The following is a 22,843-nucleotide window of genomic DNA, read 5'->3' as shown; positions in this document are numbered from 1 at the left end:
CCCTCCCGTTCTTGGGCCGGCACCACGATACCCCCTTGCCGTCGCTTGTTCTCGGGGGCCCCGCCGTCGAAGTGGTGCCCCGCGTCGCAGGCCCGCAGGATGCGCGGCCCCGGCGAGCTGGAGATCGTGGCCTTCGAGCGGGGGCACTTCTCCTCGTACTCGGCGTGCGGCATCCCGTACTGGGTCGGTGGCGAGGTCGAGGGGCGCGACGAGCTGATCGCGCGCACGCCCGAGGAGCACCGGGAGCGGTCCATCGACCTGCGCATGCGCACGGAGGTGACCGAACTCGACGTCGAGGGCGGACGGGTGAGGTCACGCGCGCTCGATACGGGGACCCAGGCCTGGACCTCGTACGACAAGCTCGTGATCGCCACGGGTGCCCGGCCGGTGCGGCCGCGGATTCCCGGGATCGACGCGCCGGGCGTGCACGGCGTGCAGACCCTCGACGACGGCCAGGCGCTGCTCGACACACTCGCCGCGACGCGGGGTCGGCGGGCCGTCGTCGTCGGCGCGGGCTACATCGGCGTCGAGATGGCGGAGGCGCTGATCCGCCGCGGATACGAGGTCACGGTCGTCAACCGCGGGCCGGAGCCGATGTCGACGCTCGACCCCGACATGGGCCGCCTGGTCCACGAGTCGATGACCGGCTTGGGCATCACGATGGTCGACGACGCCGAGGTCACCAAAGTCCTCACGGACGGCGACGGGCGGGCGCGGGCGGTGGCGACGAGTGCCGACGAGTATCCGGCGGACGTCGTGGTCCTCGGCATCGGCGTCCGCCCACAGACCTCGCTGGCGCGCGCCGCGGGGCTCCCCCTGGGCGAGCACGGCGGTCTCCTCACCGATCTCGCCCTGCGCGTACGCGGACACGAGAACATCTGGGCGGGCGGCGACTGCGTGGAGGTCCTCGACCTGGTCTCGGGCCGCGAGCGCCACATCGCGCTCGGCACGCACGCGAACAAGCACGGGCAGGTCATCGGCACGAACGCGGGCGGCGGTTACGCGACGTTCCCGGGCGTCGTCGGGACGGCCGTGAGCAAGGTGTGCGACCTGGAGATCGCGCGCACGGGCCTGCGCGAGAAGGACGCGCGACGGGCCGGTCTGCAGTTCGTGTCGGCGACGATCGAGTCGACGAGCCGTGCGGGCTATTACCCGGGGGCGGCCCCGATGACGGTGAAGATGATCGCCGAGCGCCGCACGGGCCGGCTGCTCGGCGTCCAGATCGTCGGCCGAGAGGGCGCCGCGAAGCGGGTCGACATCGCGGCGGTCGCGCTGACCGCGGGCATGACGGTGGACCGGATGACGGCCCTCGACCTCGGCTACGCACCGCCGTTCTCACCGGTGTGGGACCCGATCCTGGTGGCGGCGAGGAAGGCGGTGGCCGCCGTCCGGGCGGCGGACTGACCCGGGCGGACCAGTGACACATGGTGACGAATTGCGCGCGATTCATCACCATGTGTCACTGGTTGCATGATCAGACTCACCGCGCGTGCGCTTTGCGCCGCCTCGCTCGTCATCGCCCCACTCACCCTGAGCTCGCCCGCCCAGGCCGCGACCTCGTGCACGGTCAACGGCATCCCCGTCTCCAGCGGGACCGTGAACGGAACAGCGGGCAGCGACTTCATCCAATGTTCGACGGTCAGCGCCGGCGACACGGTCAACGGCCTCGGCGGCAACGACTACATCGTCACCGGCGTTGTCGCCGGCACCGTCGAAGGCGGCACTGGCTCCGACTACATCCAGACGAACAACATCTCGTCGACCGGCCGTGTCCTCGGCGACAGCGAAAGCGACTACATCCGCACCGGCACCAACCTGGGCGTCGTCGACGGCGGGCTCGGCTTCGACGTCTGCCGGGTGTCCGGCGGCAACCCGCCCGTCAGCTGCTAAGTCTGACGCACTACGACGATGCCGCCGCCTGGCCAGGCGGCGGCATCGTCATGTCCGGAGCGCTCAGACCGCCGTCTGTGTGTGGACGTACTCCACCAGGCGCGTCAGTGCGTCAGGGTTCGTCGTCGGCGGCACCCCGTGGCCCAGGTTGAAGACGTGTCCCTCAAGTCCCTTCGCGGCGGCGAGGACCTCGTCCGCCTTGGCCTCCACCGCTTCCGTCGTGGAGAAGAGGACCGCCGGGTCGATGTTGCCCTGGAGCGCCTTGCCGGGGCCGACGCGGCGCGCGGCCTCGTCGAGCGGCACGCGCCAGTCGACGCCGACCACGTCGGCGCCGGCCTCGCCCATGAGACCGAGGAGCTCGCCGGTGCCGACACCGAAGTGGATGCGCGGCACGCCGTACTCCTCGACGGCCTTGAACACCTTGGACGACGCGGGCATCACGGAGCGCCGGTAGTCGGCGGGGGCGAGCGCGCCGACCCACGAGTCGAAGAGCTGGACGGCGGAGGCGCCCGCCTCGATCTGCACCTTGAGGAACGCGGAGGTGATCTCGGCGAGGCGGTCGAGCAGGTCGGCCCACAGCTGCGGGTCGCCGTACATGAGCGCCTTGGTGTGCTCGTGGTTCTTGGACGGCCCGCCCTCCACGAGGTAGCTCGCGAGGGTGAAGGGCGCGCCCGCGAAACCGATGAGCGGGGTGGAGCCGAGCTCGGCCGTCAGCAGACCGATCGCCTCGGTGACGTACCAGACGTCCTCGGGCGTGAGGTCGCGCAGCCGCGCGAGGTCGGCGCGCGAGCGGATGGGCTGCTCGACGACGGGACCGACGCCCGGCTTGATGTCGAGGTCGATGCCGATGGCCTTGAGCGGCACGACGATGTCGCTGAAGTAGATGGCCGCGTCGACGTGGTGGCGGCGCACGGGCTGCATCGTGATCTCGGCGACGAGCTCGGGCATCATGCAGGACTCGAGCATCGGAATGCCCTCGCGCGCCTTGAGGTACTCGGGCAGCGAACGACCGGCCTGCCGCATGAACCACACCGGGGTGTGCGGCACCGGCTCACGCCGGCACGCCTTGAGGAAGGCGGATTCGTACGTCGCTGTCGGCTGCTGGCCCGTGGGGCGGAGGTTGGCACTCACGCCGGAAAGTCTCGCACGGGCGCGAACCCCGCCGGGCGCGGGGACATCGGGGCGGGGGTGCCGGGTGTCTCTCCCTGCGCGAAGGCCGCGTTCCCCTTAATCTTCCCCGCATGGCTGCGGCTGAGGGACGACTGTCGGACGGCGCTGAGGGAATGAGTGAATCGGAGCGGGAGGGGCGCAAGACGAAGGATCCGGTGGACTCGGCACCACCGCCGTTCCGGGCTGCGGTCGAGGCCTTGCAGGGAGCACGGCTGCGCCCGGAGATCGAGGTGGACCCGACCAAGCCGCCTCAGCGCCTCGCGCCCCACGCATACGCGCTGGAGGCCGCGGTGGTGGACGGCGACGACGACCTCGCGGACGGCCGCCTCGTTCTGCTGCACGACCCGGCGGGGCACGACGCGTGGCACGGGACGTTCCGTCTGGTGACGCTGGTGCGGGCGGAGCTGGAGCCGGAGATGGCGGCGGACCCGCTGCTTCCCGAGGTCTGCTGGTCGTGGCTGACGGGCGCGCTCCAGGGGCGGGGGCTCTCGTACGGGGAGGCGAGCGGCACGGTGACGCGGGCGAGTTCGCACTACTTCGGTGGGCTCAGTGAGCGTGCGCCGGCGTCGCAGATCGAGATCCGGGCCTCGTGGACACCGCGCGAAGGGCCCGGCGGGGTGCCGGACACGGCCTCGCACCTGGCGGCCTGGTGCGATCTCCTCAGCCAGATCGCGGGCCTGCCGCCGGCCGGTCCCGGGGACGCGTCCGTGGTGACACTGCCCCAGCGCCGGGGGCCGCAGAAGTCCTGAACGGCGATGCGCGAGTCCTGAACGGCGGTGCAGGAGTCCTGACGGGCGGTGAGGTACAGCCATCGGTAGGCGATTTTCGGCCGTCCGCTGCCGGTGACCAGAGGCAGGGACCGTGGCAGGTACAGAACGATCAGGACCGGACCTCGAAGAGTTCCGGTCCCGTTGTGATTCGGTTCGATCTTCGGATGATCGATCGCGTGTCCGAATTGCACGAATTGTTACTCACTAAATCGTGATCTTTCTCTAAAGGCGGGCGGGTTTACTGCCGAAGAGGTCTGTGACCTTGAAAGCACGGTTCGCCCCGGCTTCATCCCCGAGCCGGTCCCGTCCCGCACCCCAGGAGGCCTGGTGTCCGTTCTCCTCGAGCAGCCCGCAAGCCTGGTCGCCTACCGCCCGAACAAGCCGACCGCCATGGTGGTCGTGGCCGACCCGCGCGTCCGTTCCACCGTCACCCGCCACCTGTGGGCGCTCGGTGTACGTGACGTCATCGAGGCCTCGTCCGTCGCGGAGGCTCGTCCCCGCATCGGCAACCCCCGCGACATCTGCGTCGCCGACGTCCACCTTCCCGATGGCTCCGGCCTGACCCTTCTGTCCGAAACCCGTGCCGCGGGCTGGCCCAACGGGCTCGCCCTCTCCGCCGCCGACGACATCGGTGCCGTACGCAACGCCCTCGCGGGCGGCGTCAAGGGCTACGTCGTCACCGGCACCCGTACCAACGTCGGGCTGCCCTCGCGCCCCGGCGCCGCCCCCATCGGGTCAGCCGCGGCCCGTATGCACCGCCGCCCCCCGGGTGCTCCGAGCCACCCGGGCGGCTACCGCGAACTGTCAGGCCGTGAGGTCGAGGTGCTCCGGCTCGTCGCCGAGGGCCAGTCGAACAAGGCCATCGGAGTCTCGATGGGCCTGTCCGCGCTGACCGTCAAGAGCCACCTCGCCCGCATCGCGCGCAAGCTCGGCACGGGCGACCGCGCCGGGATGGTCGCCGTGGCCCTGCGCACCGGCATCATCCACTGACCCTGACTGGTTTACGTACCTTCATCGCCCGTCGACGGAACGTTCCGTCGACGGGCGCTGTACATACACAGATACCCTTGACAGGTGACCGACGCCCAAGAGACCGCAGCAGACACTTCACTGCGAACCACCGGGGGCGCACCCCCGGACGACGGCGGCTCTGTTGCGGAGGTGCCGATCCCCCTGCTCGAGCCGCGCGAGGGCATCCCGCCGGTGATCGCCGACGAGGCGTCCCTGGCCGCGGTGGTCGCGGCCTTCGCCGCGGGCACCGGGCCCGTGGCCGTCGACGCCGAGCGCGCCTCCGGCTACCGCTACGGGCAGCGCGCCTACCTGGTGCAGCTGCGCCGCGAGGGCGCGGGCTCCGCGCTCATCGACCCCGTCGCATGCCCCGACCTGTCCGCCCTCGGCGACGCGATCGCCGACGCCGAGTGGGTACTGCACGCCGCGACACAGGACCTGCCGTGCCTGCGCGAAATAGGTATGGTCCCCAGCCGCCTCTTCGACACCGAGCTCGCCGGGCGCCTGGCCGGTTTCCCGCGCGTGGGGCTCGGCGCGATGGTGGAGAACGTCCTCGGCTACGTCCTGGAGAAGGGCCACTCCGCCGTCGACTGGTCGACGCGGCCCCTGCCCGACCCGTGGCTGCGCTACGCCGCGCTGGACGTGGAGCTCCTCGTGGACCTGCGGGACGCGCTGGAGAAGGAGCTCGACCGGCAGGGCAAGCTGGACTGGGCGCACCAGGAGTTCGAAGCCATCGCCTCGGCGCCGCCCGCGCCGCCCCGCAAGGACCCGTGGCGGCGCACGTCCGGTATGCACAAGGTGCGGCGGCGCCGGCAGATGGCCGTCGTACGGGAGCTGTGGACCGCGCGGGACCGGATCGCGCAGCGGCGTGACGTGTCGCCGGGCAAGGTGCTCGGGGACGGCGCGATCGTCGAGGCGGCGCTCTCGCTTCCCGCGAATGTGCACGCGCTGGCCGCGCTGCCCGGTTTCGGGCACCGTACGGGCCGGCGTCAGCTGGAGCAGTGGCAGGCGGCCGTGGACCGGGCGAAGGAGCTGCCCGACGCGGAGCTGCCGCAGCCCGGGGCGCCGCTCGCCGGACCTCCTCCCCCGCGGGCCTGGGCCGACAAGGACCCGGTCGCCGCGGCGCGGCTCTCCGCGGCGCGGGCCGCGGTGTCGTCGCTGGCCGAGACGCTGAACATGCCGCAGGAGAACCTGATCACTCCGGACACGGTCCGCCGCGTGTGCTGGGAGCCCCCGGGCGACCGCTCCGAGGCGGCGGTGGCCGAGGCACTGCGCGGGTACGGGGCGCGGCCCTGGCAGATCGAGCAGGTCACGCCGCTGCTCGCCGAGGCGCTGCAGCAGACCGCCTGACACGCGGGGCGCCGCGCGACGCCCCGCGTTCGTCGCGGTTTCGTACCGGTGGGCCCTCTTCGCTCGTATCGGCGGGGAGGGCCTGTCTAACGTCACCCCATGATCGCCAGGGGGTACGAGGCATGGGTGCGGGACTTCGAGGACGAACGGGAGCGCCGGGCCGCGGCACCGGAACCCGCCTGGGAGCGGGGCGCGCGGGTGGACACCGCGATCTGGCGGAGCGTGCGGCGCTTCCAGATCGGTGAGAGCGGCGACGGGGCGAATCTGATCGCCAAGGCCGACCGGGCGGGCGACGCCCCGTACGCGCGTGCCGTCCGGCTGTTCGTGGCCGAGGAGCAGAACCACGCCCGGCTGCTCGGGCTGCTGCTCGGCGCCGGCGGGGTCTCGCCGCTCGCGTCGCACTGGAGCGACACCGTCTTCGTCCGGCTGCGCCGGCTTCTCGGGCTGCGGCTCGAACTCCTGGTCCTGATGGTCGCCGAGGTCGTGGCGCTGCGTTACTACCGGGCGCTGCGCGACGGCACCGACGACGGGCTCACGACGCAGGTGGCCGGCGCGATACTCGCCGACGAGGAGCGGCATGTGCCGTTCCACTGCGAGCGGCTGCGCGAGGCCTTCGCGCGGGTGCCGCGCCCGGTGGGGCGCCTGGTGCTCCTGGGGTGGCGGGCGCTGCTGCTCGCCGCGGTACTCGTCGTCGCCTGCGACCACGGCTCGGCGCTGCGCGGATTCGGGGTGGGAAGGGTGCGGTTCGTCCGTGACGTGGTGGCTTCGGCGGGGCCCGTGGTGCGCTCGGTTCTCGATCGCGCGGTGTGACCTTCGCCGCTCCGGCCGGGGGGACTACACGTCTTGGTTACCCGCAAGTAGCATGACGGTATTCGCAGCGCGCTTCCCGCATCCCGGGTGCGTGCCGCGCGGCAGTGCCATCCCGCATCTGGAGGAGAGCCATCGTGCCTCGTACCGTCAGGGACGTCGTCTTCGTCGACGGCGTCCGCACCCCGTTCGGCAAGGCGGGCCCGAAGGGCATCTACCACGAGACCCGCGCCGACGATCTCGTCGTGAAGGCCATCAGGGAGCTGCTGCGCCGCAACCCGGCCCTCGACCCCGCGAAGATCGACGAGGTCGCCATCGCCGCGACCACGCAGATCGGCGACCAGGGCCTGACCCTCGGCCGCACCGCCGGCATCCTCGCGGGCCTCCCGCAGTCCGTGCCCGGCTACTCCATCGACCGCATGTGCGCCGGCGCGCTGACCGCCGTCACCGCCACCGCGGGCTCCATCGCCTTCGGCGCGTACGACGCCGTCATCGCCGGCGGTGTCGAGCACATGGGCCGCCACCCCATGGGCGAGGCCGTCGACCCGAACCCGCGCTTCGTGTCGGAGAAGCTCGTCGACGAGTCCGCCCTGTTCATGGGCATGACCGCCGAGAACCTGCACGACCGCTACCCGCAGATCACCAAGCAGCGCGCCGACGAGTACGCCGTGCGCTCGCAGGAGAAGGCGGCGAAGGCGTACGCGAACGGGAAGATCCAGCAGGACCTCGTCCCGGTCTCCGTGCGCAACACCAACCCGGACGTCGGCGAGACCGGCTGGGGCCTGGTCACCGCCGACGAGCCGATGCGCCCGGGCACCACACTGGAGAACCTGTCCGGCCTCAAGACGCCGTTCCGCGTGCACGGCCGCGTCACCGCGGGCAACGCCGCCGGTCTGAACGACGGTGCGACCGCGTCGATCATCGCGTCCGAGGACTTCGCCCGCGAGCACAACCTGCCGGTCAAGATGCGCCTGGTCTCCTACGCCTTCACCGGCGTCGAGCCCGAGGTCATGGGCTACGGTCCGATCCCGGCGACGGAGAAGGCGCTCGCCAAGGCCGGTCTGTCGATCGAGGACATCAACCTCTTCGAGATCAACGAGGCCTTCGCCGTCCAGGTCCTGGCCTTCCTGGACCACTACGGCATCGCCGACGACGACGCGCGCGTCAACCAGTACGGCGGCGCCATCGCGTTCGGTCACCCGCTGGCCTCCTCCGGCGTGCGCCTGATGACGCAGCTCGCCCGCCAGTTCGAGGAGCAGCCCGAGGTCCGCTACGGCCTGACGACGATGTGCGTCGGCTTCGGCATGGGCGCCACGGTCATCTGGGAGAACCCCCACCACAAGGACGCCGGAGGCGACAAGTGAGCACCACCACCGCTGAGCTCCTGAAGGGCGCCGCCGAGCTGTTCCCGGACGAGGTCGTCACGTCGGCGAACGTACGCCACCTCGACCTGCCGTCCGGCGCGGGCCGGTTCGCGCTGATCACGCTCGACAACGGCTTCGACCACACCAAGCCGACCACCTTCGGCCCGGCATCGCTCGCGAACCTGAACGCCGCGATCGACCAGGTCGAGAAGGAGGCGTCCGAGGGCACGATCGTCGGCGCCGGCATCACCGGCAAGCCGTTCATCTTCGCCGTCGGCGCCGACCTCAAGGGCGTCGAGCTCCTCAAGAAGCACGACGACGCGCTGGCCATCGGCAAGGGCGGCCACGAGGTCTTCAAGCGCCTCTCGGGCCTCGCCGTGCCGACGTTCGCGTACTACAACGGCGCGGCCATGGGCGGCGGTGTCGAGGTCGGTCTGCACTGCACCTACCGCACCGTCTCCAAGGCGCTCCCGGCCTTCTCGCTCCCCGAGGTCTTCCTCGGTCTGGTCCCGGGCTGGGGCGGCTGCGCCCTCCTGCCCAACCTGATCGGCGCCGACAAGGCCGTCTCGGTCATCATCGAGAACTCGCTCAACCAGAACCGCCAGCTCAAGGGCAAGCAGGTCTTCGAGCTCGGCATCGCCGACGCGCTCTTCGAGGGCGCCGACTTCCTGGAGCAGTCGCTGATCTGGACGGCGAACGTCCTCAAGGGCGACGTGGCCGTCGAGCGCGCCGAGGTCGACCGCGGTGACGCGTGGGACGAGGCCGTCGCGCGCGGCAAGTTCATCGCCGACAGCAAGGTGCACGGCGCCGCCCCGGCCGCGTACCGCGCCCTCGACATCATCGCCGCCGCCAAGGACGGGAACCTGCAGGCCGGGTTCGACGCCGAGGACAAGGCGCTCGCCGACCTGATCATGGGCGGCGAACTGCGCGCGGGTATCTACTCGTTCAACCTCGTCCAGAAGCGCGGCAAGCGCCCGGCAGGCGCCCCGGACAAGTCGCTCGCGCGTCCGGTCACCAAGGTCGGCGTCGTGGGTGCGGGCCTGATGGCCTCGCAGCTCGCGCTGCTCTTCCTGCGCCGCCTCGAGGTGCCGGTCGTCCTGACCGACATCGACCAGGAGCGCGTCGACAAGGGTGTGGGCTACGTCCACGCCGAGATCGACAAGCTGCTCGGCAAGCGCCGCATCAACCAGGACAAGGCCAACCGCCTCAAGGCCCTGGTCTCCGGTGTGCTGGACAAGGCCGAGGGCTTCTCCGACGCGGACTTCGTCATTGAGGCCGTCTTCGAGGAGATCGGCGTCAAGCAGCAGGTGTTCGCGGAGGTCGAGGCGGTCGCCCCGGCGCACGCGATCCTCGCCACCAACACCTCGTCCCTCTCGGTCTCCGAGATGGCGTCGAAGCTGAAGCACCCCGAGCGGGTCGTCGGCTTCCACTTCTTCAACCCGGTCGCGATCCTCCCGCTCCTGGAGATCGTCCGCGGCGAGCAGACCGACGACGCCTCGCTGGCCACGGCCTTCGGTGTCGCCAAGAAGCTGAAGAAGACGGCGGTTCTGGTGAAGGACGCCCCGGCGTTCGTCGTGAACCGCATTCTCACCCGCTTCATGGGGGAGATCCAGAACGTCATCGACGAGGGCACCCCGGTCGAGGTCGCCGAGAAGGCCGTCGAGCCGCTCGGCCTGCCGATGTCCCCGCTGGTGCTCCTGGAGCTCGTCGGCCCGGCGATCGGTCTGCACGTCTCGGAGACCCTGAACCGCGCCTTCCCGGAGCGCTTCACGGTGTCCCCGAACCTCGCGGCGGTCGTCAAGGCCGGCAAGCGTGGCTTCTACGTGTACGACTCCGGGAAGCCGGAGCTCGACCCCGAGGTCGCCGCGCTCCTCAAGCAGGGCGATGTCGTCCTGACGGAGGAGCAGGTCCGTGACCGCGTGCTCGACGCGGTGGCGCAGGAGATCGGGCTCATGCTCGACGAGGGCGTCGTCGCCGAGGCGCAGGACATCGACCTGTGCCTGATCACCGGCGCCGGCTGGCCCTTCCACCTGGGCGGCATCACGCCGTACCTGGACCGCGAGGGCGTCAGCGAGCGGGTGACCGGCAAGCGGTTCCTGGCGCAGGGCGTGGCCAGCGTTCCGGCGTAACTCCCCCCGCATACGCCGGTGCCCGGCACGCCTCCTGGCGTGCCGGGCACCGGCGTATGAGCGGCCGGGTCAGAGCCGCTTCGCGCTGCGCAGGGTGCTCGCGTAATAGCCGTTTCCGTCGAGGCGGGACGTGCCGCCCTTGTCGCCGATGGTGGGGCCGTTGACCTCTTCGCGGCTCGACACGAAGATCATGTGGCCGTCCGTGTCGTGGCCCATGTACATGCCGACGTGGTCGAGGCGCTGATTCGTGCGGGCGTCGAGCTTGAAGAACACGAGGTCTCCGGGCTGCAGCACGTCGATGGACTTGGGCCGGTCCGCGGCGCCGACACCCTTGAGCGGGATGATGTCGGCCCCTACGTCCGAGCGGGCCATGCCGTTGGCGGTGCGCGGCAGGCCGTCGCCCGACTTGTCCGAGGACATCAGGGGGTAACGGGCCCGGTAGCCCCAGACCAGGCGCTGGAAGCCCGAGCAGTCCACGGACCTGGCGCGCCGCGTCTCGGGCTGCTGAGAGACGCCGTCGCGGAACGTGTACGGGATGCCCAGGTAGTCGTAGAAGTCCGAGAGTTCGTCGCGCAGGTCGTTGCCCTCGCTGCCGTTCGGGTTGATCGGACCGAAGTTGGCGTCACCGGCGTACGCGATGCCCTCGTCGTCCTTCTTGACGGGGGCTCCCTCCAGGTACTGGAAGGCGAAGGCGAAGATGTCGTCCTCCTCGCTGCCGTAGAACTCCTTGAACCAGTCCTTGAACCACTTCTCCTTCTCCGCACCCTTGCGCCAGGGTTCCGGCATGAGGCGCACCCAGTCCTCGGTGACCACACGGGACTTGGTGTTGGCGGGCTCGGTGAAGGTGCGGCTCGGGCCCTTGAGTGTGGCCGTGCGCGCGCTGTCGGTGAAGGTCGCGAGGACCTGGCCGCCCTCGCCGCGCAGGACCGAACGCTCGGGGTTCTTCAGCCGCTCCCAGGTCTGCTTGCCGCTCTTCTGTCCCGTGCTGGACTCCAGCAGCGGGGTGTCGGTGACGGCCTGGACGGCGGGGGCCTTCGCCTGCTCGTCCTTGCGCAGCTCCACCGTGAGATAGGCGCTGCCGCCGAGCAGCGACAGGACGATCGCGGTGTGCAGTACGGGGTGCTTCTTCTTGGCACTCATGGGGTCGGCTCCGGTGGATGGTTCAGGCGGACGGCATGACGCCGAGGAGGATTCCGGCGGTGAGGACGACGTACGCCATCAGCGTCACCGAGCCGGTGGCGAGGATCGTGGGGCCCTTGGGCTGGCGGACCAGCTGGTAGGCGATGAGGCCGGGGACGATGAAGCCCAGGGTCTGGTTCGCGTACATCAGCGGGAACTCGAGGGAGAGGACGATCATCACGGTGGCCTGGAGCGTCACTCCGAGCAGCACGACCGCGGCGAACAGGCGCTTGCCGTAGAGGATCACGTAGCGCTGCATCAGGAGCGTGCCCACATAGGTGAGGACGGTGACGCCCACGACCATGGCCGCGCGCTGGAGGTCTTCGACGAGCGTCAGGGCGATCCAGCCCGGGGTGATCATTCCGCCCGGCGAGAGGTTCGTCGTGAGGTAGCAGACCAGGGAGAACAGCAGCCCGATCGCGATGCCGATCGCGGCGATCTCGGGGGTGAGGACGGTGGGGATCAACGTGGTTCTCCTGGGCTGCTGTGCCACTGCTGCGGGTCTTCGGCGGGAGGTGCGGGCGGGATGCGCGGTTCGAACAGGCCACGGGGGACGGCCTGTTCGGCCGTCTGGACGGGCTGGTGCTGAGTGACAGCGGGCCAGGCCTCTCGGGGCCGCTGCGGATCCTGGTACTCGGGATGCGGGTGGTCCGCGTCGCGCTGCACGGGGATGTGCAGCTGGGGCGCGTAGCGCGTCTCGTACGCCTCGGGGTACTGCTGGTACGGGTCGATGCGGGGCGCGTACAGCTGCACCGTCTCGACGTGTTCCCGTACGGCCGGTGTGTCCTGCCAGGAGGCCTCGGCGGGCTCGAAGCGGTCCGCCGGGTCGTCGGACTCGTCCGCGGGGAGCTCGGCGAGGTGCTCCAGGAGGTGCTCGCCCTGGCCGTGGATGTTGCCGATGGCGACGAGCGAGGAGTCGGGGCCGAGACTGCCGAGCAGCTTGCCCATGAACTCCTCGGCCTCACGCCGGTCGCCGCCGAGGTCCACGGCCCGGTCCCGGTACGCGGCCGGGATCGCGTCGATGGCGGACTTGGCCGGATGGCCGATGACGAAGACCTGGTCCGGATCGAGCTCGGGGATGATCTCGCCCATCTGGCCGTTGCGCTCGACGCGGTCCGGGCGGCAGTTGATGACGACGTTCAGCGGGCGGTGGATGGCACCGAGGTCGAGGAGCTGGTTGATGTTCATCAGCGTCGACTCGGGGTCGTTGGCCGCGAAGACGTTCGCGAAGCGGAGCTTCTTGTTGTCGTGCGTGAGATAGCGCTCGACGGAGAGGACTCCGGGGTCCGGCGGGGCGTCGTACATGCCCTGGAGCGCGGTGTCCCGGTCGACGCCCACCAGCTCGGCGACGGTCAGCGCGATCGCCACGTTCTCCTTGAAGGTGAACCAGCTGAACCCGCGCAGCTCCTCGTCGCTGACCGTCTCGGGGTCGGCGTAGACCAGCTTGCAGTCCCTGGCGTCCGCCTCCTCCTGGAGGATGTGGAAGCGCTCCTGCTCGGCGGTCACGCAGATGCCGCCCTCCGGCATGGAGCGGCACAGCGAGCGCGCCACGTCGTCGAGCGTGGGGCCCATCTCGGCGAGGTGGTCCTCACGGACGTTGCACAGGACGCCGATGGTGGAGCGGATCAGCTTGGACTGGTTGATCTCCTGGAGCGCCGGCATGACGGCCATGCACTCGATGACGAGCGCGTCCGGGTTGTAGGCGGCGGCGCGGCGCACGATGCCGATCTGTTCGACGACGTTGGCGATACCGAACTTGCGGTAGACCGGTTCCTCGGTGGCGTCGGGGTGGATGAAGCGGGCCGCCGTGCCGGTCGTCTTGGCCACCGTGGTCAGGTCGCCGCCGCGCAGGGCGCCCGCGCACAGGCGCGTGATGGACGACTTGCCGCGGATGCCGTTGACGAGGACGCGGGTCGGTATGTGTTCGAGGTTGGCGAAGTGCCGCCGCTGTTCGACGATTCCGGCGATCAGCAGGACGGCTCCGCACACCACGAGCACGGTGTAGAGGAAGAGCACGGGGTTCTAGTTCCTTCCGGCTCCGGCGGGCGTGCGGGCACCGCCGTCGCGTTTGCGCTGCTGGCTCTGGATCTGCTGCCTGATCAGCTCCAGGCTGCGGGCGACGGCGCCGACCTCGTCGTGGTGGCGTGGGAACAGGACGGTCTTGCGGTCACCGTCCGCGAGCGACTCGGCCTGCCGGGCCAGGTCGCGCAGGGGCCGTACGACGACGATGTGCAGCCAGCCCAGGCAGGCCGCCGCGGCGGTGATGCCGAGCAGACCGGCCAGGACCGTGCGGTTCTGGAGGCTGTACTCGGGGATGGCGAGGCTCGATGCGGGCTGCCAGCTGACGACGGTCCAGTCGAGGGATTTGGCGGCGCCGCCTCCTACGAAGGGGGCGGCGGCGGCGATCTGGATGTCGCCGCCGTCGCGGAACAGGACCCCGCTGGGGCGCGGGCTCATGCCGACCTTCTGGTTCGTGCCTTCGACGAGCTCGTCGAGGCGCTTGCCGGGCAGCGTGTGGAAGGCCAGATAGCCGGTGTTGCCGCCGATGACGCGCCGCTCGGCGTCGACGACCCGGACGTCGCCGAGCCCGGGGCGCTTGAGCAGCGAGTTCACGAAGTCGATACGGAATTCGCCGACCACGGCGGCACCCTGGCGGCCGGGCAGCTCGGCGGTGCCCACGATGACCGGCTTCTTGCCCTGGTTGTCCAGGACGCGGATGGGCTGCGCCGAGGGGCCCTCGCCCGGTGCGTTGTGCGGGCTGCGCCCGGTCCTGGCGAGGACGTTGCCCTGGGCGTCGAGGACGTAGAGGGACTCGTAGCGCTCGTGCTCGTGCAGGGTGGCTTCGAGCACCTCGGTCATCTGCGAGGGCTTGGTCCGGTCGCCGATGAGGGAGGCGACCGACATCAGGTCGGCGTGTCCCTCGTTGAGCGCGCGGCGCACCCGGTCGGACAGGGTGTCGGTGCGTTCGCGCTGGTCGTTGACCATCTGCTGGGGTACGACGACGGTGTCGCCGGCGCGGTTGAGCATGAGCAGCAGGGGGCCCGACCAGACGAGCAGCAGGATCCCGGCGACCGCGAGGAGCAAGCGGGCGCCGAAGCGGCGGCGCGCCGGTGCGGCGGGCTGCGGGAGCTCGCCGAGCAGCTGGTGGCGCAGGCGTTCCAGGGCCGCGCCGATCCTGGCGGCCTCGCCGCGCCGGGGCACGGCGACGGGCCGGGCGAGGTCGCCGCGGGTGAGGCGGCGGCTCTCCAGGAACAGCCTGATCAGCGGCCGCTGCACGGTGCCGATCAGCAGCGCCACGGTGAGTCCGCCGATGAGCAGCAGGGCCGCCGCGGCCGCCAGGCCGAACATCGGGCCGGCGGTGACCGCCGGGTCCTCGGCGACCTTGACCATGGCGACGACGGTCAGACCGAGGCCGGTGGCGACGGTGGGCTCGCCGGGCTGCGGCGAGGCGAGAGAGGCGTAACCGGCGACGGAGCGCTCACCCATGTAGCGGTCGCCGCTGAGGCTGCCGCTGACGCCGAGGAATCCGCCGGAGCCGGGCTCCTTGGACTTGATGGGGTGCTGTTCCGCCTTGCCGGCGGCTGTCTTCGCGAAGGCCTTCAGCTGCCGGTTGGATTCCTTGACCTCGTCGCGCTGAAGGTCGGTGAGCACCTGCTCGGGCTCGGGAATGCCGTCGCTGCTGAGGACGGTGCCGGACCGGTCGATCACGGCGATGGAGCGGAACTGGCCGATGCTGATGCCCGGGAACTTCAGGCTGTTGGAGGCGACCAGCAGTTGCTGGGGCTGCCCCTTCCAGTTCAGGAGCGCGAAGGTGAGCAGGCGCGTCTCACCGTTCTGGAGGCGCACCATGCGCGGGGCGAGGCCGTTGTCGTCGGAGAGCTTGGCGCGGTCGATCGCGGTCAGCGGCACGTTCTCGCCGCGTGCGGCGAGGAGTTTGCCGGACTGGATCTCTACGACGGCGGTGCCCGTCCACTTCTGGTAGACGTTCCCGATCTTGTCGAGGACCGCGTCCGCCGACACCGGGTCACCGGCGCTGAACAGGTCGGCCGTCCTGGTGAGGTCGGTGACGCCCTCGTCGACGGAGGCGCGCAGCGCGATGGCGCCGTCCTCGGCGAAGTGCTGCTGGGAGGTGCGGACGGCTTCCGGTACGCGGTCGTGTCCGACGCGGCCGAGTGTGAGGGCGGTGATGCCCGCGAGGGCGAGGAGCAGAACCGACAGCACTGCGATGGGCGGGCGTATGCCGCCCAGCAGGGACATGTCGGCTCTTCGGCGGACCTTGTGCCGCCGCTTCGAGGGCGAAGCGGCCAACGGAGGGCTCCTCTCTGGAACATGGGGGCGCGCAGGGGCGCGCGGAAGACGCTCCGCGGGCCGTGGGGGTTGCGCGCACCGGAGCGCACACGCGTGCGATCCGGAAACATCTGACCCACGTGGGAGCCAAAGGGTTGTACTGGTTAAGAAAAAGGTGAGAAGCGTCGCATCCGCGGAGCGTCTTCACCTTGCACCTGCGCGCAGGCCCTGCTCGGACCTGCGCGCAGGCCCTGCTCGGGCAGGGCCTTACTCGGGCAGCGGCTCCAGCGGCGCGAGTCCGTCCTTGGCCGCGCCGCGGTTGAGCATCGTGCCCTCGGTGCGCTCGAAGGCCAGGCGGTAGCGGGCGCGCTGCTGCTCGCTCAGCTTCGCGGCGCCCCGGTCCTCGCGCAGGGCCGCGGCGATGTCCACGAGCCGGTGGTCCTTCACGGCACCCTTCGGGAGATTGCCCGACTCATCCGGGTCCGGTGGGATCTGCGTGAACGTCGGAACGTATTTCGCCTGTACATCCCACTTTCCGCCGCGCTTCGTGAACTCGAACCAGCCGATGACACCCTCCTCGGTCAGTCCGGTCGGCACGTCGTGGCGGGCGATCTGGTTGCCGAGTCCGTAGGCGATCCAGGTGCCGTCGACCTTCTCCATGGGCTGCACCACGTGCGCGTGGTGGCCGATGATCAGGTCGATACCGGTCTCGCGGGCCAGCTTGCGGCCCAGCTGGAGCTGGGAGCGGCTGGGGTTCGGCTGGTTCTCACGGCCCCAGTGGATGCTGAGGATCACCACGTCGGCGCCCGCGGCGCGGGCCCGCTTCTCGGCCGCGGCGATGTTCTTGAAGTCGATCTGGTTGACCAGCCACGGCTTGTCCGCGGGGATCTCGTTGCCGTTGAAGCCGAAGGCGTACGAGAGCTGGGCAACCTTGACGCCCTTGACGTCCATGATCAGCGGCTTGGCGGCCTCGGCGGCGCTGCGGGCCGAACCGGTGTGCTTCAGGCCCGCCCGGTCGAGGACGTTCAGGGTGTTCGTCACGCCGGCGGCGCCGTGGTCCAGGGTGTGGTTGGAGGCGCTGGAGCAGGTGTCGTAACCGATGTGCTTGATGGTGGTGGCGATCTGCGGCGGCACCAGGAACGCGGGAAAACTCTCGAACGGCCCCTCCGGCTTGCCCGCGACCGGTTCGAAGTGGCAGATCGCCAGGTCGGCCTTGCTGATGACGGGCTTGATCCCGGCCAGCATCGGGTCGAAGTCGAGCCCCTTCACGCCCTTGCCGGTCAGCTTGGCATCCTTGCGCGCCTGCTCGGTGAGCTGCGGGTGGATGAGGATGTCTCCGGCTGCCGCCACGGTGAACGAGGGGCCGTCCGCGGCCGCCTTGCCGTCGTCCGAACCGAAGGGGCCACAGGCCGCGGTTCCCAGGAGCAGCGCGGAGAGGGCTATGCCGGACCACGACCGGCGGGAGGGGCGTCTATTCACCGGGCTATCTTTATACAAGCATGAGGGCGAATCGGACGAAGACGGTAACGATTGCAGCAACGCTGCTGATCGCGGCGGTGGTTGCGACCGCACTCGTGGCCGGGATCACGCGACGGAACGAACCCACGGACAGCCGCGGCCCCGGCGCACACTCCGGCGGCCGCACCGGGGTCGACCTGCTGACCCGGATCACGGACTACACCGCGCGCTTCACACGCGACAGCGGCTACCGGCCCCCGACCCGCGCCGAGCGGCGCACGGCCGCCGGCGGTCTCCGGCTGCTGCTCGACGGCCACGCCGACCGGGCGAGGGAGCGCCTGTCCGGCATCGACCTCTCGCTGGAAACCGTCACGGACAGCTCCACCGGGCGGCGGTACGCGGAGATCACCGACCGCACCGAACAGGGGCGCGCACCGCGCGGCTGGGGGCGCGTCTACGTCGAGACCGGCTCCCCCGCACGCTGGTCCGTGCAGGTCCCGCACCCGGTCGCCGACCGGAATACCGAGCGGCTCGCGGTGGGCGTCCTGCGCGGCGGACACGGCGGCGTACTCGTGATTGCGGGAGCACATCGCAAAGCCGGGGTCGGTGACACTGCGGACGTCGCCCACCGCCGGGACACCGTCTTCGACGCGTTCTGCGACGAACTGGCGGAGCGTGGACTCCCCGGCCTCCAGATCCATGGCTTCGCGGACGACTCGGCGCCCGGCCGTGACGTGATCGCGTCGACGGGGCGGGGCCGGGAGGGCCGCGCCGACGGCCGGCTCCTCGCCGACGCGCTGCGCGCGCGGGACTTCGACGTGTGCCGGGCGTGGGTGCGTTCGTGTCCTCTCGAGGGGCACACGAATGTGCAGGGCACGAAGGCGGCGGCCGAGCATGTGCCGTTCCTGCACGTCGAGTTCGCGGGCGCGCTGCGTACGGACGACCGGCGCACCGCCCGTGCCGTCGATGCCGTGGGGCGGCTCACCGCCGTGTGGGAGAAGGGCCGGACCACATGACGACACTCCTGGTCGTCGACGGCGCCAACGTCGTTGGCTCCGTGCCCGACGGCTGGTGGCGCGACCGCCGCGGCGCCGCCGAGCGGCTGCGCGACAGCCTGGTGACGTACGCCGAGCGCGAGGGCGTGGACATCGTGCTCGTCGTCGAGGGCGCGGCGCGCGGCGTGGAGTCGGTGCCGGGGGTGCGGGTCGAATCGGCGGCGGGGAGCGGGGACGATCACATCGTGGAGCTGGTGGAACGGGCTGAGCTGCCCCACGAGGTGGTCGTGGTCACCGCCGACCGTGAACTGCGGTGCAGGGTGGGCGTGTTGGGCGCGAATTGCGTCGGGCCGCGGACGGTGCGGCCCGGGTGAGGCGGGGAGCTCGTACTGGAGAGTGAGGGCGCGCAGTGGTCGATGCGCGCCCTCGTGGATTCCCGGCTACGCCCGACGCCTGCGCACCACCGCGCGGGCCGCGATGCCTCCGCCGATGAGCAGGACGGCGAGGGCCGCGACCCACGTGACCGTGCCGGCGCCGGTCGACGCCAGGTCACCGTCACCCGGCTCGTCACCGGAGTGTGCTCCGCCGGACGTGGCGCTGGGCGACGGTTCACCTCCTGTGTCGCCGCCGGTGGCGCCCGTACCCGGGGTCGGGTCGGCACTGGGGTCGGTACTGGGGTCGGCACTGGGGGACGCGGACGTGGTGCTGAAGTCGATCGGCGCGGAGTCGTTCGACGGGTTCGTGTCGTAACGGGACCACTCCGCCTGCCGTACCCGGACCTTTCCGTGGGCGTCCTTCAGCGGCTTCGCCAGCTTCACCTTGAAGGGGAAGGACAGCCGGGCATCGGAGTCCAGCGGTCCCAGGGGGCAGACGTACTCGCCCGACCCGCCCCGCAAGCAGTCCTTCGGCAGGTCGACGACCGACACCCCGTCCGGCAGTTCGACGTACAGCGACGCGAACTCCGTCGGGTCCTGCACGTCTCCGAGCCAGGCCGGTCCGTCGTTGCGCAGCCCGAGGTCGGCGACGACCTCGTCACCGACCTTGCCGCTGATGTCCGCACCGGTGACGGAGAGATCCGCCGTGTTGGTGATGTAGTAGGTGGACTCCCAGGAGGTGGCGTTCCCGTACCGCTCGCCGGTCTGGGGGCCGTCCGTCCCGCGCAGCTTCAACTGCGGTCCGCTGCCTCGCTCGTAGGGGTATCCACGGCGAAGATATTCGCGCATCCCCGGGGCGTCGGGGTACACGTCGGCCTGCACCAGTTCGTGGAGGGCGGCGGCTGTGACCTCGACCGCCGCGTCGTCGGGCAGCCGGAACTCGGTCCGGGGCGGGACGTCGACGTCGAAGGCGCACAGCGCGAAGCGCTTCTCCACGAAGGAACTGCGCTCGCTGTACTCGCAGTTGTCGAAGCGCCGGGCGGGCTTGCTCCCCTCGGTGAAGCGGAACGCCATCAGGACACCCGAGGCCGACGCGCTTCCCACGTTGCGGAAGCTGACGGGGATCGGCGCGGTGTCGCCCACCTTCAGACCCGTCGGCAGCCTGTCGCCGGCAACCACCAGGTTCGCGCCCCCTACCTGCACCGTGGCGTCCACGGCCTTCAGCGCCCGGCCGTCCGCCTCGCCCGTCACATGGAGCACGCCGGAGTCCCCGGCCTGGCTGCCGGTCGCGGCCCTCAGCGTCAGGGCGACACCGGGGACGCGGTCGGGGTCGGTCACCTTGATCCGGCACGTGGCCTGACCGGCTGCCACGTCGCAGGGCTTGGCGTCGACGTCCACGACGCCCTTGAGCGCGCCGAGGTCGAGGCGGAGCACGTACTCGCGCGGCGCCGGGCCGTCCGTGCTGTCCGCGACCGACAGAGTGAGCTGCCGAGGCTGCTTCACACCGTCCTGCAGCACGGGGGTGACGGCGATCTGCGTCGGAAGTCCGGTTACGGACATGGTCCTGTCCTGCGCGTCGGCGGGCCCGGCGAGGCTGCCCGCCGTCGCGGCGATCAGAGCGAGGGGGAACAGGACCCCTCTAGCCAAGGAAAGTCTCACGGTTGATCAGACTTTTGCCGATCAACTCTTGTTGCACATAAGTTCATTACAAATCGATCACATGTGGCCACCCGCGCCATCCGTCCCGGGCTGCCCTGCGCAGGTCAGAGCGTGAGCCTGAACGTTCCCCTCAGCAGAGCGTGGTCGGACTCCGGATACTTCACCGCGTCGGCGCTGGAGGACCGGACATAGCGCCGCTCGGCGAAGACGTAGTCGATCTTCCGTCCGCCGGCGGTGGGTTCGTCGTCCGCATGGTCCGCCTCCGTGAATCGGCCGGTGAGCTGGGACAGTGCGGGCGCGTCAGGAGGCAGGTTCAGGTCGCCCGCAACTACGACGGGGACGCTCCTGGGGAACGCGGCCGCCCGGTCCTTGATCTCCCGCAGCTGCTCAGGGGCCTTGGAATAGGCATGCGCGGTGCAGGCGACGAGGCGCTTGCCGTGTACGCGGGTGTGGGCACAGAGCAGTCCCCTGTGAACCAGGACGGTGCGCCCGCCGTTGGTGTAGATCTCGCCGCCGGTGTGTGTGAAGGGGCGGTAGTCCTGCCGGTCGTCCGGGACGTCGCCCCGGCTGAGCACCGCGCTGCCGAACCGGCCCGTCCTGCCGCAGGCCGGCACGTTGTCCTGAGACGAGGCGTACGTGCCGTCCATCCGCCAGCCGGCGCGGGCAAGTTGTTCCTTGAGTGCCTCGTACTGCGTCAGGCAGATCTCATTGACGGTGACGATGTCCGGCTCTGACCGGACCGCGGACTTCACGAGGCGCGCCACCGACGTTCCGCGCCCGGACCCGCCCGCGTTCCACGGGCACCCCACGGCCGCACCGCACAGGTTGTACTGCAGCACACGGACCGTCCGCGATGCCTGAGCCGGGCTCGCCTTCTCGCGCGGCAGGACGAACAGTGTGCCGAGCAGCACCGCGATCCCGACCACGACCGCCGTGCCCCATGCGGTGAGTCCGATCCTCAAGGCTCTCCCTGCCGGTGCCGAACCGTCTACCAGTCTCCGGTGAACGGCCTGTGCTCGCATACGTCACCACACGCGTGGCGGGTGACCCCAAGGCTGCGAATCGGGCTGTCGTCGGGGATGCCGACGACCCTGAACGTGTGGGGCGCGGGCGCCGATTCGGCCGCGCCGAAGAGGGCGATCACCTCGATCGTGTGGGTTCCGGGCCGCCAGGCGTGCGCGTGCTTGAACGCCCACTCGCCCTGGTCGTCGACGCCGGTCGCACCGATCAGGACGCCCCGCTCCATCAGCACCACCTTGGTGACGCCCGGTTGCACCCTGCCGGAGAAGCGGGGGCGGGGCCCGGTGAAAGCCCCCTCGGCGGGGGCCGTGACCAGTGGGCTCGGCACGTCGGTCAGCACCGTGAAGCGGTGCTCCGCGATAGCCGAGACGCCGTCGCCGCGGAGTCCCACGCACTGGACGAGTCGCTCGCCCGCCTCCCAGTTCACCGAGCGGCGCCAGCTCCACTGCCCCGCGCCGCCCACGCTCGTACCGCCGATGTACCGGCCCTGTTCGAAGAAGAGCAGATAGTCCGTGCCGGACGCGGCGTTCCCGGAGAACTTCACCATGGCTCCGGCGAGCCCTCCCTGAGCCGGCTTGGTGATCACCGGGGCCGGGCCGGTCCCCTGGCCGTAACGAAGGGCCGACTCCGGTGCCTGGACGGTGAATTCGCCGGAGACCGGCGGCACCATCAGGGGCTCCATGAGCGCGGGGACGTTCACCTCGGACTTGTCGAGGACACCGAGGTTGCACAGTTCGGCCAGCACCAGACGGGCGACCTCGAACGCTCCCGTGTGGTTGAGATGAGCCGAGTCGATCGTTCCGTCGGGGTGCAGCGGGTGCTCGCCCGGGTCCGTCCAGCAGAAGTACTGGCGCAGTCGCGTCGGCCCGAGCTGGGACCACAGCTGCATGGTGCGGGTGGTCAGGTCCACGAGCGGCACGCCGAGCCGCGCGGCGACCTCGGCCATGGCACGGGGGTGGTCGCCCAGGGTGTTGAGCACCTCGCCCTGCGCCGAGAACGCGTAGCGCGCCATCGGCGTGACCAGGACCGGCACTGCGCCCTGGTCGTGCACGTACGCGGCGAAGAGCCGCAGGAGTTCCTGGTACTCGGGGACCGGGACGTACCGCGCGCCGTTGTGGATCATGTGGTCCACGCAGCCGAAACCGATGAGGACGATGTCACCGCGGCTCATCCGGTTGAGCAGGGCGGGCAGTCGCTGCGTGAAGTATTTGCGCGTCGTCATCGCGCTGCGGGCGTAGTTGGCCACTTCGATCGGGCCCACCAGAAGTTCCTGGATCTTCTGGCCCCACCCCGCCATCGGGGCTTCCTCCTCCGTACGGGGAGCCGGTACGGAGTCCCCGAGGACAAACAGCGTGCGGTTCATTTTCGTCTCCGTCCGCGGAT

Annotated in this window: 19 protein-coding genes; 10 read left to right on the top strand and 9 right to left on the bottom strand. The window is 70.6% G+C overall.

The annotated features are described in order from the left end of the window. The first annotated feature begins 27 nt into the window (after nucleotides 1–27). Entirely contained in the window at nucleotides 28–1,404 is a 1,377-nt protein-coding gene (locus tag ACWIGU_RS34090) for an FAD-dependent oxidoreductase (RefSeq protein ID WP_454405548.1), read from the top strand. Between the two features lie 66 nt (nucleotides 1,405–1,470). After that, nucleotides 1,471–1,890, top strand: coding sequence for a hypothetical protein (locus ACWIGU_RS34085; RefSeq protein WP_454405529.1), 420 nt, complete (start codon nucleotides 1,471–1,473; stop codon nucleotides 1,888–1,890). A gap of 63 nt (nucleotides 1,891–1,953) precedes the next feature. Here ACWIGU_RS34085 and hemE read toward each other — a convergent pair whose 3' ends face one another. Further along, nucleotides 1,954–3,021: a uroporphyrinogen decarboxylase gene (hemE, locus tag ACWIGU_RS34080; RefSeq protein WP_454405527.1), complete on the bottom strand. Its 1,068-nt coding sequence runs from the start codon at nucleotides 3,019–3,021 to the stop codon at nucleotides 1,954–1,956. Nucleotides 3,022–3,173: 152 nt separating this feature from the next. Here hemE and ACWIGU_RS34075 point away from each other — a divergent pair, with 152 nt between their 5' ends. From ACWIGU_RS34075 to ACWIGU_RS34050, 6 genes are all read left to right on the top strand, one after another. Then, nucleotides 3,174–3,809 (top strand): DUF3000 domain-containing protein, encoded by a 636-nt coding sequence (locus tag ACWIGU_RS34075; RefSeq protein WP_454405526.1) that lies wholly within the window; start codon nucleotides 3,174–3,176, stop codon nucleotides 3,807–3,809. Nucleotides 3,810–4,157: 348 nt separating this feature from the next. Beyond that, nucleotides 4,158–4,820, top strand: a complete 663-nt coding sequence (locus ACWIGU_RS34070) for a response regulator transcription factor (protein WP_100591261.1) — start codon at nucleotides 4,158–4,160, stop codon at nucleotides 4,818–4,820. 84 nt (nucleotides 4,821–4,904) lie between these two features. Then, the gene (locus ACWIGU_RS34065; RefSeq protein ID WP_454405524.1) at nucleotides 4,905–6,188 is read left to right on the top strand and encodes an HRDC domain-containing protein; all 1,284 of its coding nucleotides are present in this window, start codon (nucleotides 4,905–4,907) and stop codon (nucleotides 6,186–6,188) included. Nucleotides 6,189–6,287: 99 nt separating this feature from the next. Then, nucleotides 6,288–6,998 (top strand): ferritin-like domain-containing protein, encoded by a 711-nt coding sequence (locus tag ACWIGU_RS34060; RefSeq protein WP_454405523.1) that lies wholly within the window; start codon nucleotides 6,288–6,290, stop codon nucleotides 6,996–6,998. Between the two features lie 134 nt (nucleotides 6,999–7,132). Beyond that, nucleotides 7,133–8,359, top strand: a complete 1,227-nt coding sequence (locus ACWIGU_RS34055) for a thiolase family protein (protein ID WP_454405521.1) — start codon at nucleotides 7,133–7,135, stop codon at nucleotides 8,357–8,359. After that, nucleotides 8,356–10,488: a 3-hydroxyacyl-CoA dehydrogenase NAD-binding domain-containing protein gene (locus ACWIGU_RS34050; RefSeq protein WP_454405520.1), complete on the top strand. Its 2,133-nt coding sequence runs from the start codon at nucleotides 8,356–8,358 to the stop codon at nucleotides 10,486–10,488. The genes ACWIGU_RS34055 and ACWIGU_RS34050 overlap by 4 nt, the downstream gene beginning before the upstream one ends. Before the next feature lie 69 nt (nucleotides 10,489–10,557). On the opposite strand, the gene ACWIGU_RS34045 is transcribed toward ACWIGU_RS34050, so the two are convergent. From ACWIGU_RS34045 to ACWIGU_RS34025, 5 genes are all read right to left on the bottom strand, one after another. Then, nucleotides 10,558–11,628 (bottom strand): C40 family peptidase, encoded by a 1,071-nt coding sequence (locus tag ACWIGU_RS34045; protein ID WP_454405519.1) that lies wholly within the window; start codon nucleotides 11,626–11,628, stop codon nucleotides 10,558–10,560. Nucleotides 11,629–11,650: 22 nt separating this feature from the next. After that, the gene (locus ACWIGU_RS34040) at nucleotides 11,651–12,133 is read right to left on the bottom strand and encodes a poly-gamma-glutamate biosynthesis protein PgsC/CapC (protein ID WP_100591255.1); all 483 of its coding nucleotides are present in this window, start codon (nucleotides 12,131–12,133) and stop codon (nucleotides 11,651–11,653) included. Beyond that, nucleotides 12,130–13,683, bottom strand: a complete 1,554-nt coding sequence (gene pgsB / locus ACWIGU_RS34035) for a poly-gamma-glutamate synthase PgsB (RefSeq protein ID WP_454405518.1) — start codon at nucleotides 13,681–13,683, stop codon at nucleotides 12,130–12,132. Before pgsB ends, ACWIGU_RS34040 begins: the two co-directional genes overlap by 4 nt. Nucleotides 13,684–13,689: 6 nt before the next feature. Further along, nucleotides 13,690–15,924, bottom strand: coding sequence for a HAMP domain-containing protein (locus ACWIGU_RS34030; RefSeq protein ID WP_454405546.1), 2,235 nt, complete (start codon nucleotides 15,922–15,924; stop codon nucleotides 13,690–13,692). A 297-nt stretch (nucleotides 15,925–16,221) separates the two neighbouring features. After that, a complete protein-coding gene (locus tag ACWIGU_RS34025) occupies nucleotides 16,222–17,433 on the bottom strand; it encodes a CapA family protein (RefSeq protein WP_454405517.1) in 1,212 nt (403 codons plus the stop codon). 20 nt (nucleotides 17,434–17,453) lie between these two features. Between ACWIGU_RS34025 and ACWIGU_RS34020 the strand changes: the two genes are divergently transcribed. Together ACWIGU_RS34020 and ACWIGU_RS34015 are read left to right on the top strand one after the other, a co-directional pair. Then, the gene (locus ACWIGU_RS34020) at nucleotides 17,454–18,428 is read left to right on the top strand and encodes a hypothetical protein (protein ID WP_454405515.1); all 975 of its coding nucleotides are present in this window, start codon (nucleotides 17,454–17,456) and stop codon (nucleotides 18,426–18,428) included. After that, nucleotides 18,425–18,781, top strand: a complete 357-nt coding sequence (locus ACWIGU_RS34015; protein WP_454405514.1) for an NYN domain-containing protein — start codon at nucleotides 18,425–18,427, stop codon at nucleotides 18,779–18,781. Before ACWIGU_RS34020 ends, ACWIGU_RS34015 begins: the two co-directional genes overlap by 4 nt. 66 nt (nucleotides 18,782–18,847) lie before the next feature. Here the strand turns inward: ACWIGU_RS34015 and ACWIGU_RS34010 are convergent, their stop codons facing one another. The 3 genes from ACWIGU_RS34010 to ACWIGU_RS34000 form a co-directional block, all read right to left on the bottom strand. Further along, a complete protein-coding gene (locus tag ACWIGU_RS34010; protein WP_454405513.1) occupies nucleotides 18,848–20,428 on the bottom strand; it encodes a hypothetical protein in 1,581 nt (526 codons plus the stop codon). Nucleotides 20,429–20,544: 116 nt separating this feature from the next. Next, complete coding sequence (locus ACWIGU_RS34005) at nucleotides 20,545–21,402, bottom strand: endonuclease/exonuclease/phosphatase family protein (protein WP_454405512.1); 858 nt, start codon at nucleotides 21,400–21,402, stop codon at nucleotides 20,545–20,547. Between the two features lie 26 nt (nucleotides 21,403–21,428). Continuing rightward, nucleotides 21,429–22,823: a GDSL-type esterase/lipase family protein gene (locus ACWIGU_RS34000; protein ID WP_454405511.1), complete on the bottom strand. Its 1,395-nt coding sequence runs from the start codon at nucleotides 22,821–22,823 to the stop codon at nucleotides 21,429–21,431. Between the last annotated feature and the right edge of the window lie 20 nt (nucleotides 22,824–22,843).

It is taken from the genome of Streptomyces sp. NPDC055400 (assembly GCF_053644375.1).
Note: the sequence above shows the minus strand (reverse complement) of the source record. Positions and strands in the feature narration are given on the sequence as shown.

Excerpts from the sequence above, each read along its gene's own strand:
- ACWIGU_RS34060 (WP_454405523.1), top strand. The coding sequence starts at position 6,288 with ATGATCGCCAGGGGGTACGAGGCATGGGTGCGGGACTTCGAGGACGAA.
- ACWIGU_RS34020 (WP_454405515.1), top strand. The coding sequence starts at position 17,454 with ATGAGGGCGAATCGGACGAAGACGGTAACGATTGCAGCAACGCTGCTG.
- ACWIGU_RS34085 (WP_454405529.1), top strand. The coding sequence starts at position 1,471 with ATGATCAGACTCACCGCGCGTGCGCTTTGCGCCGCCTCGCTCGTCATC.
- ACWIGU_RS34000 (WP_454405511.1), bottom strand. The coding sequence starts at position 22,823 with ATGAACCGCACGCTGTTTGTCCTCGGGGACTCCGTACCGGCTCCCCGT.
- ACWIGU_RS34015 (WP_454405514.1), top strand. The coding sequence starts at position 18,425 with ATGACGACACTCCTGGTCGTCGACGGCGCCAACGTCGTTGGCTCCGTG.
- ACWIGU_RS34045 (WP_454405519.1), bottom strand. The coding sequence starts at position 11,628 with ATGAGTGCCAAGAAGAAGCACCCCGTACTGCACACCGCGATCGTCCTG.
- ACWIGU_RS34030 (WP_454405546.1), bottom strand. The coding sequence starts at position 15,924 with ATGTCCCTGCTGGGCGGCATACGCCCGCCCATCGCAGTGCTGTCGGTT.
- ACWIGU_RS34075 (WP_454405526.1), top strand. The coding sequence starts at position 3,174 with ATGAGTGAATCGGAGCGGGAGGGGCGCAAGACGAAGGATCCGGTGGAC.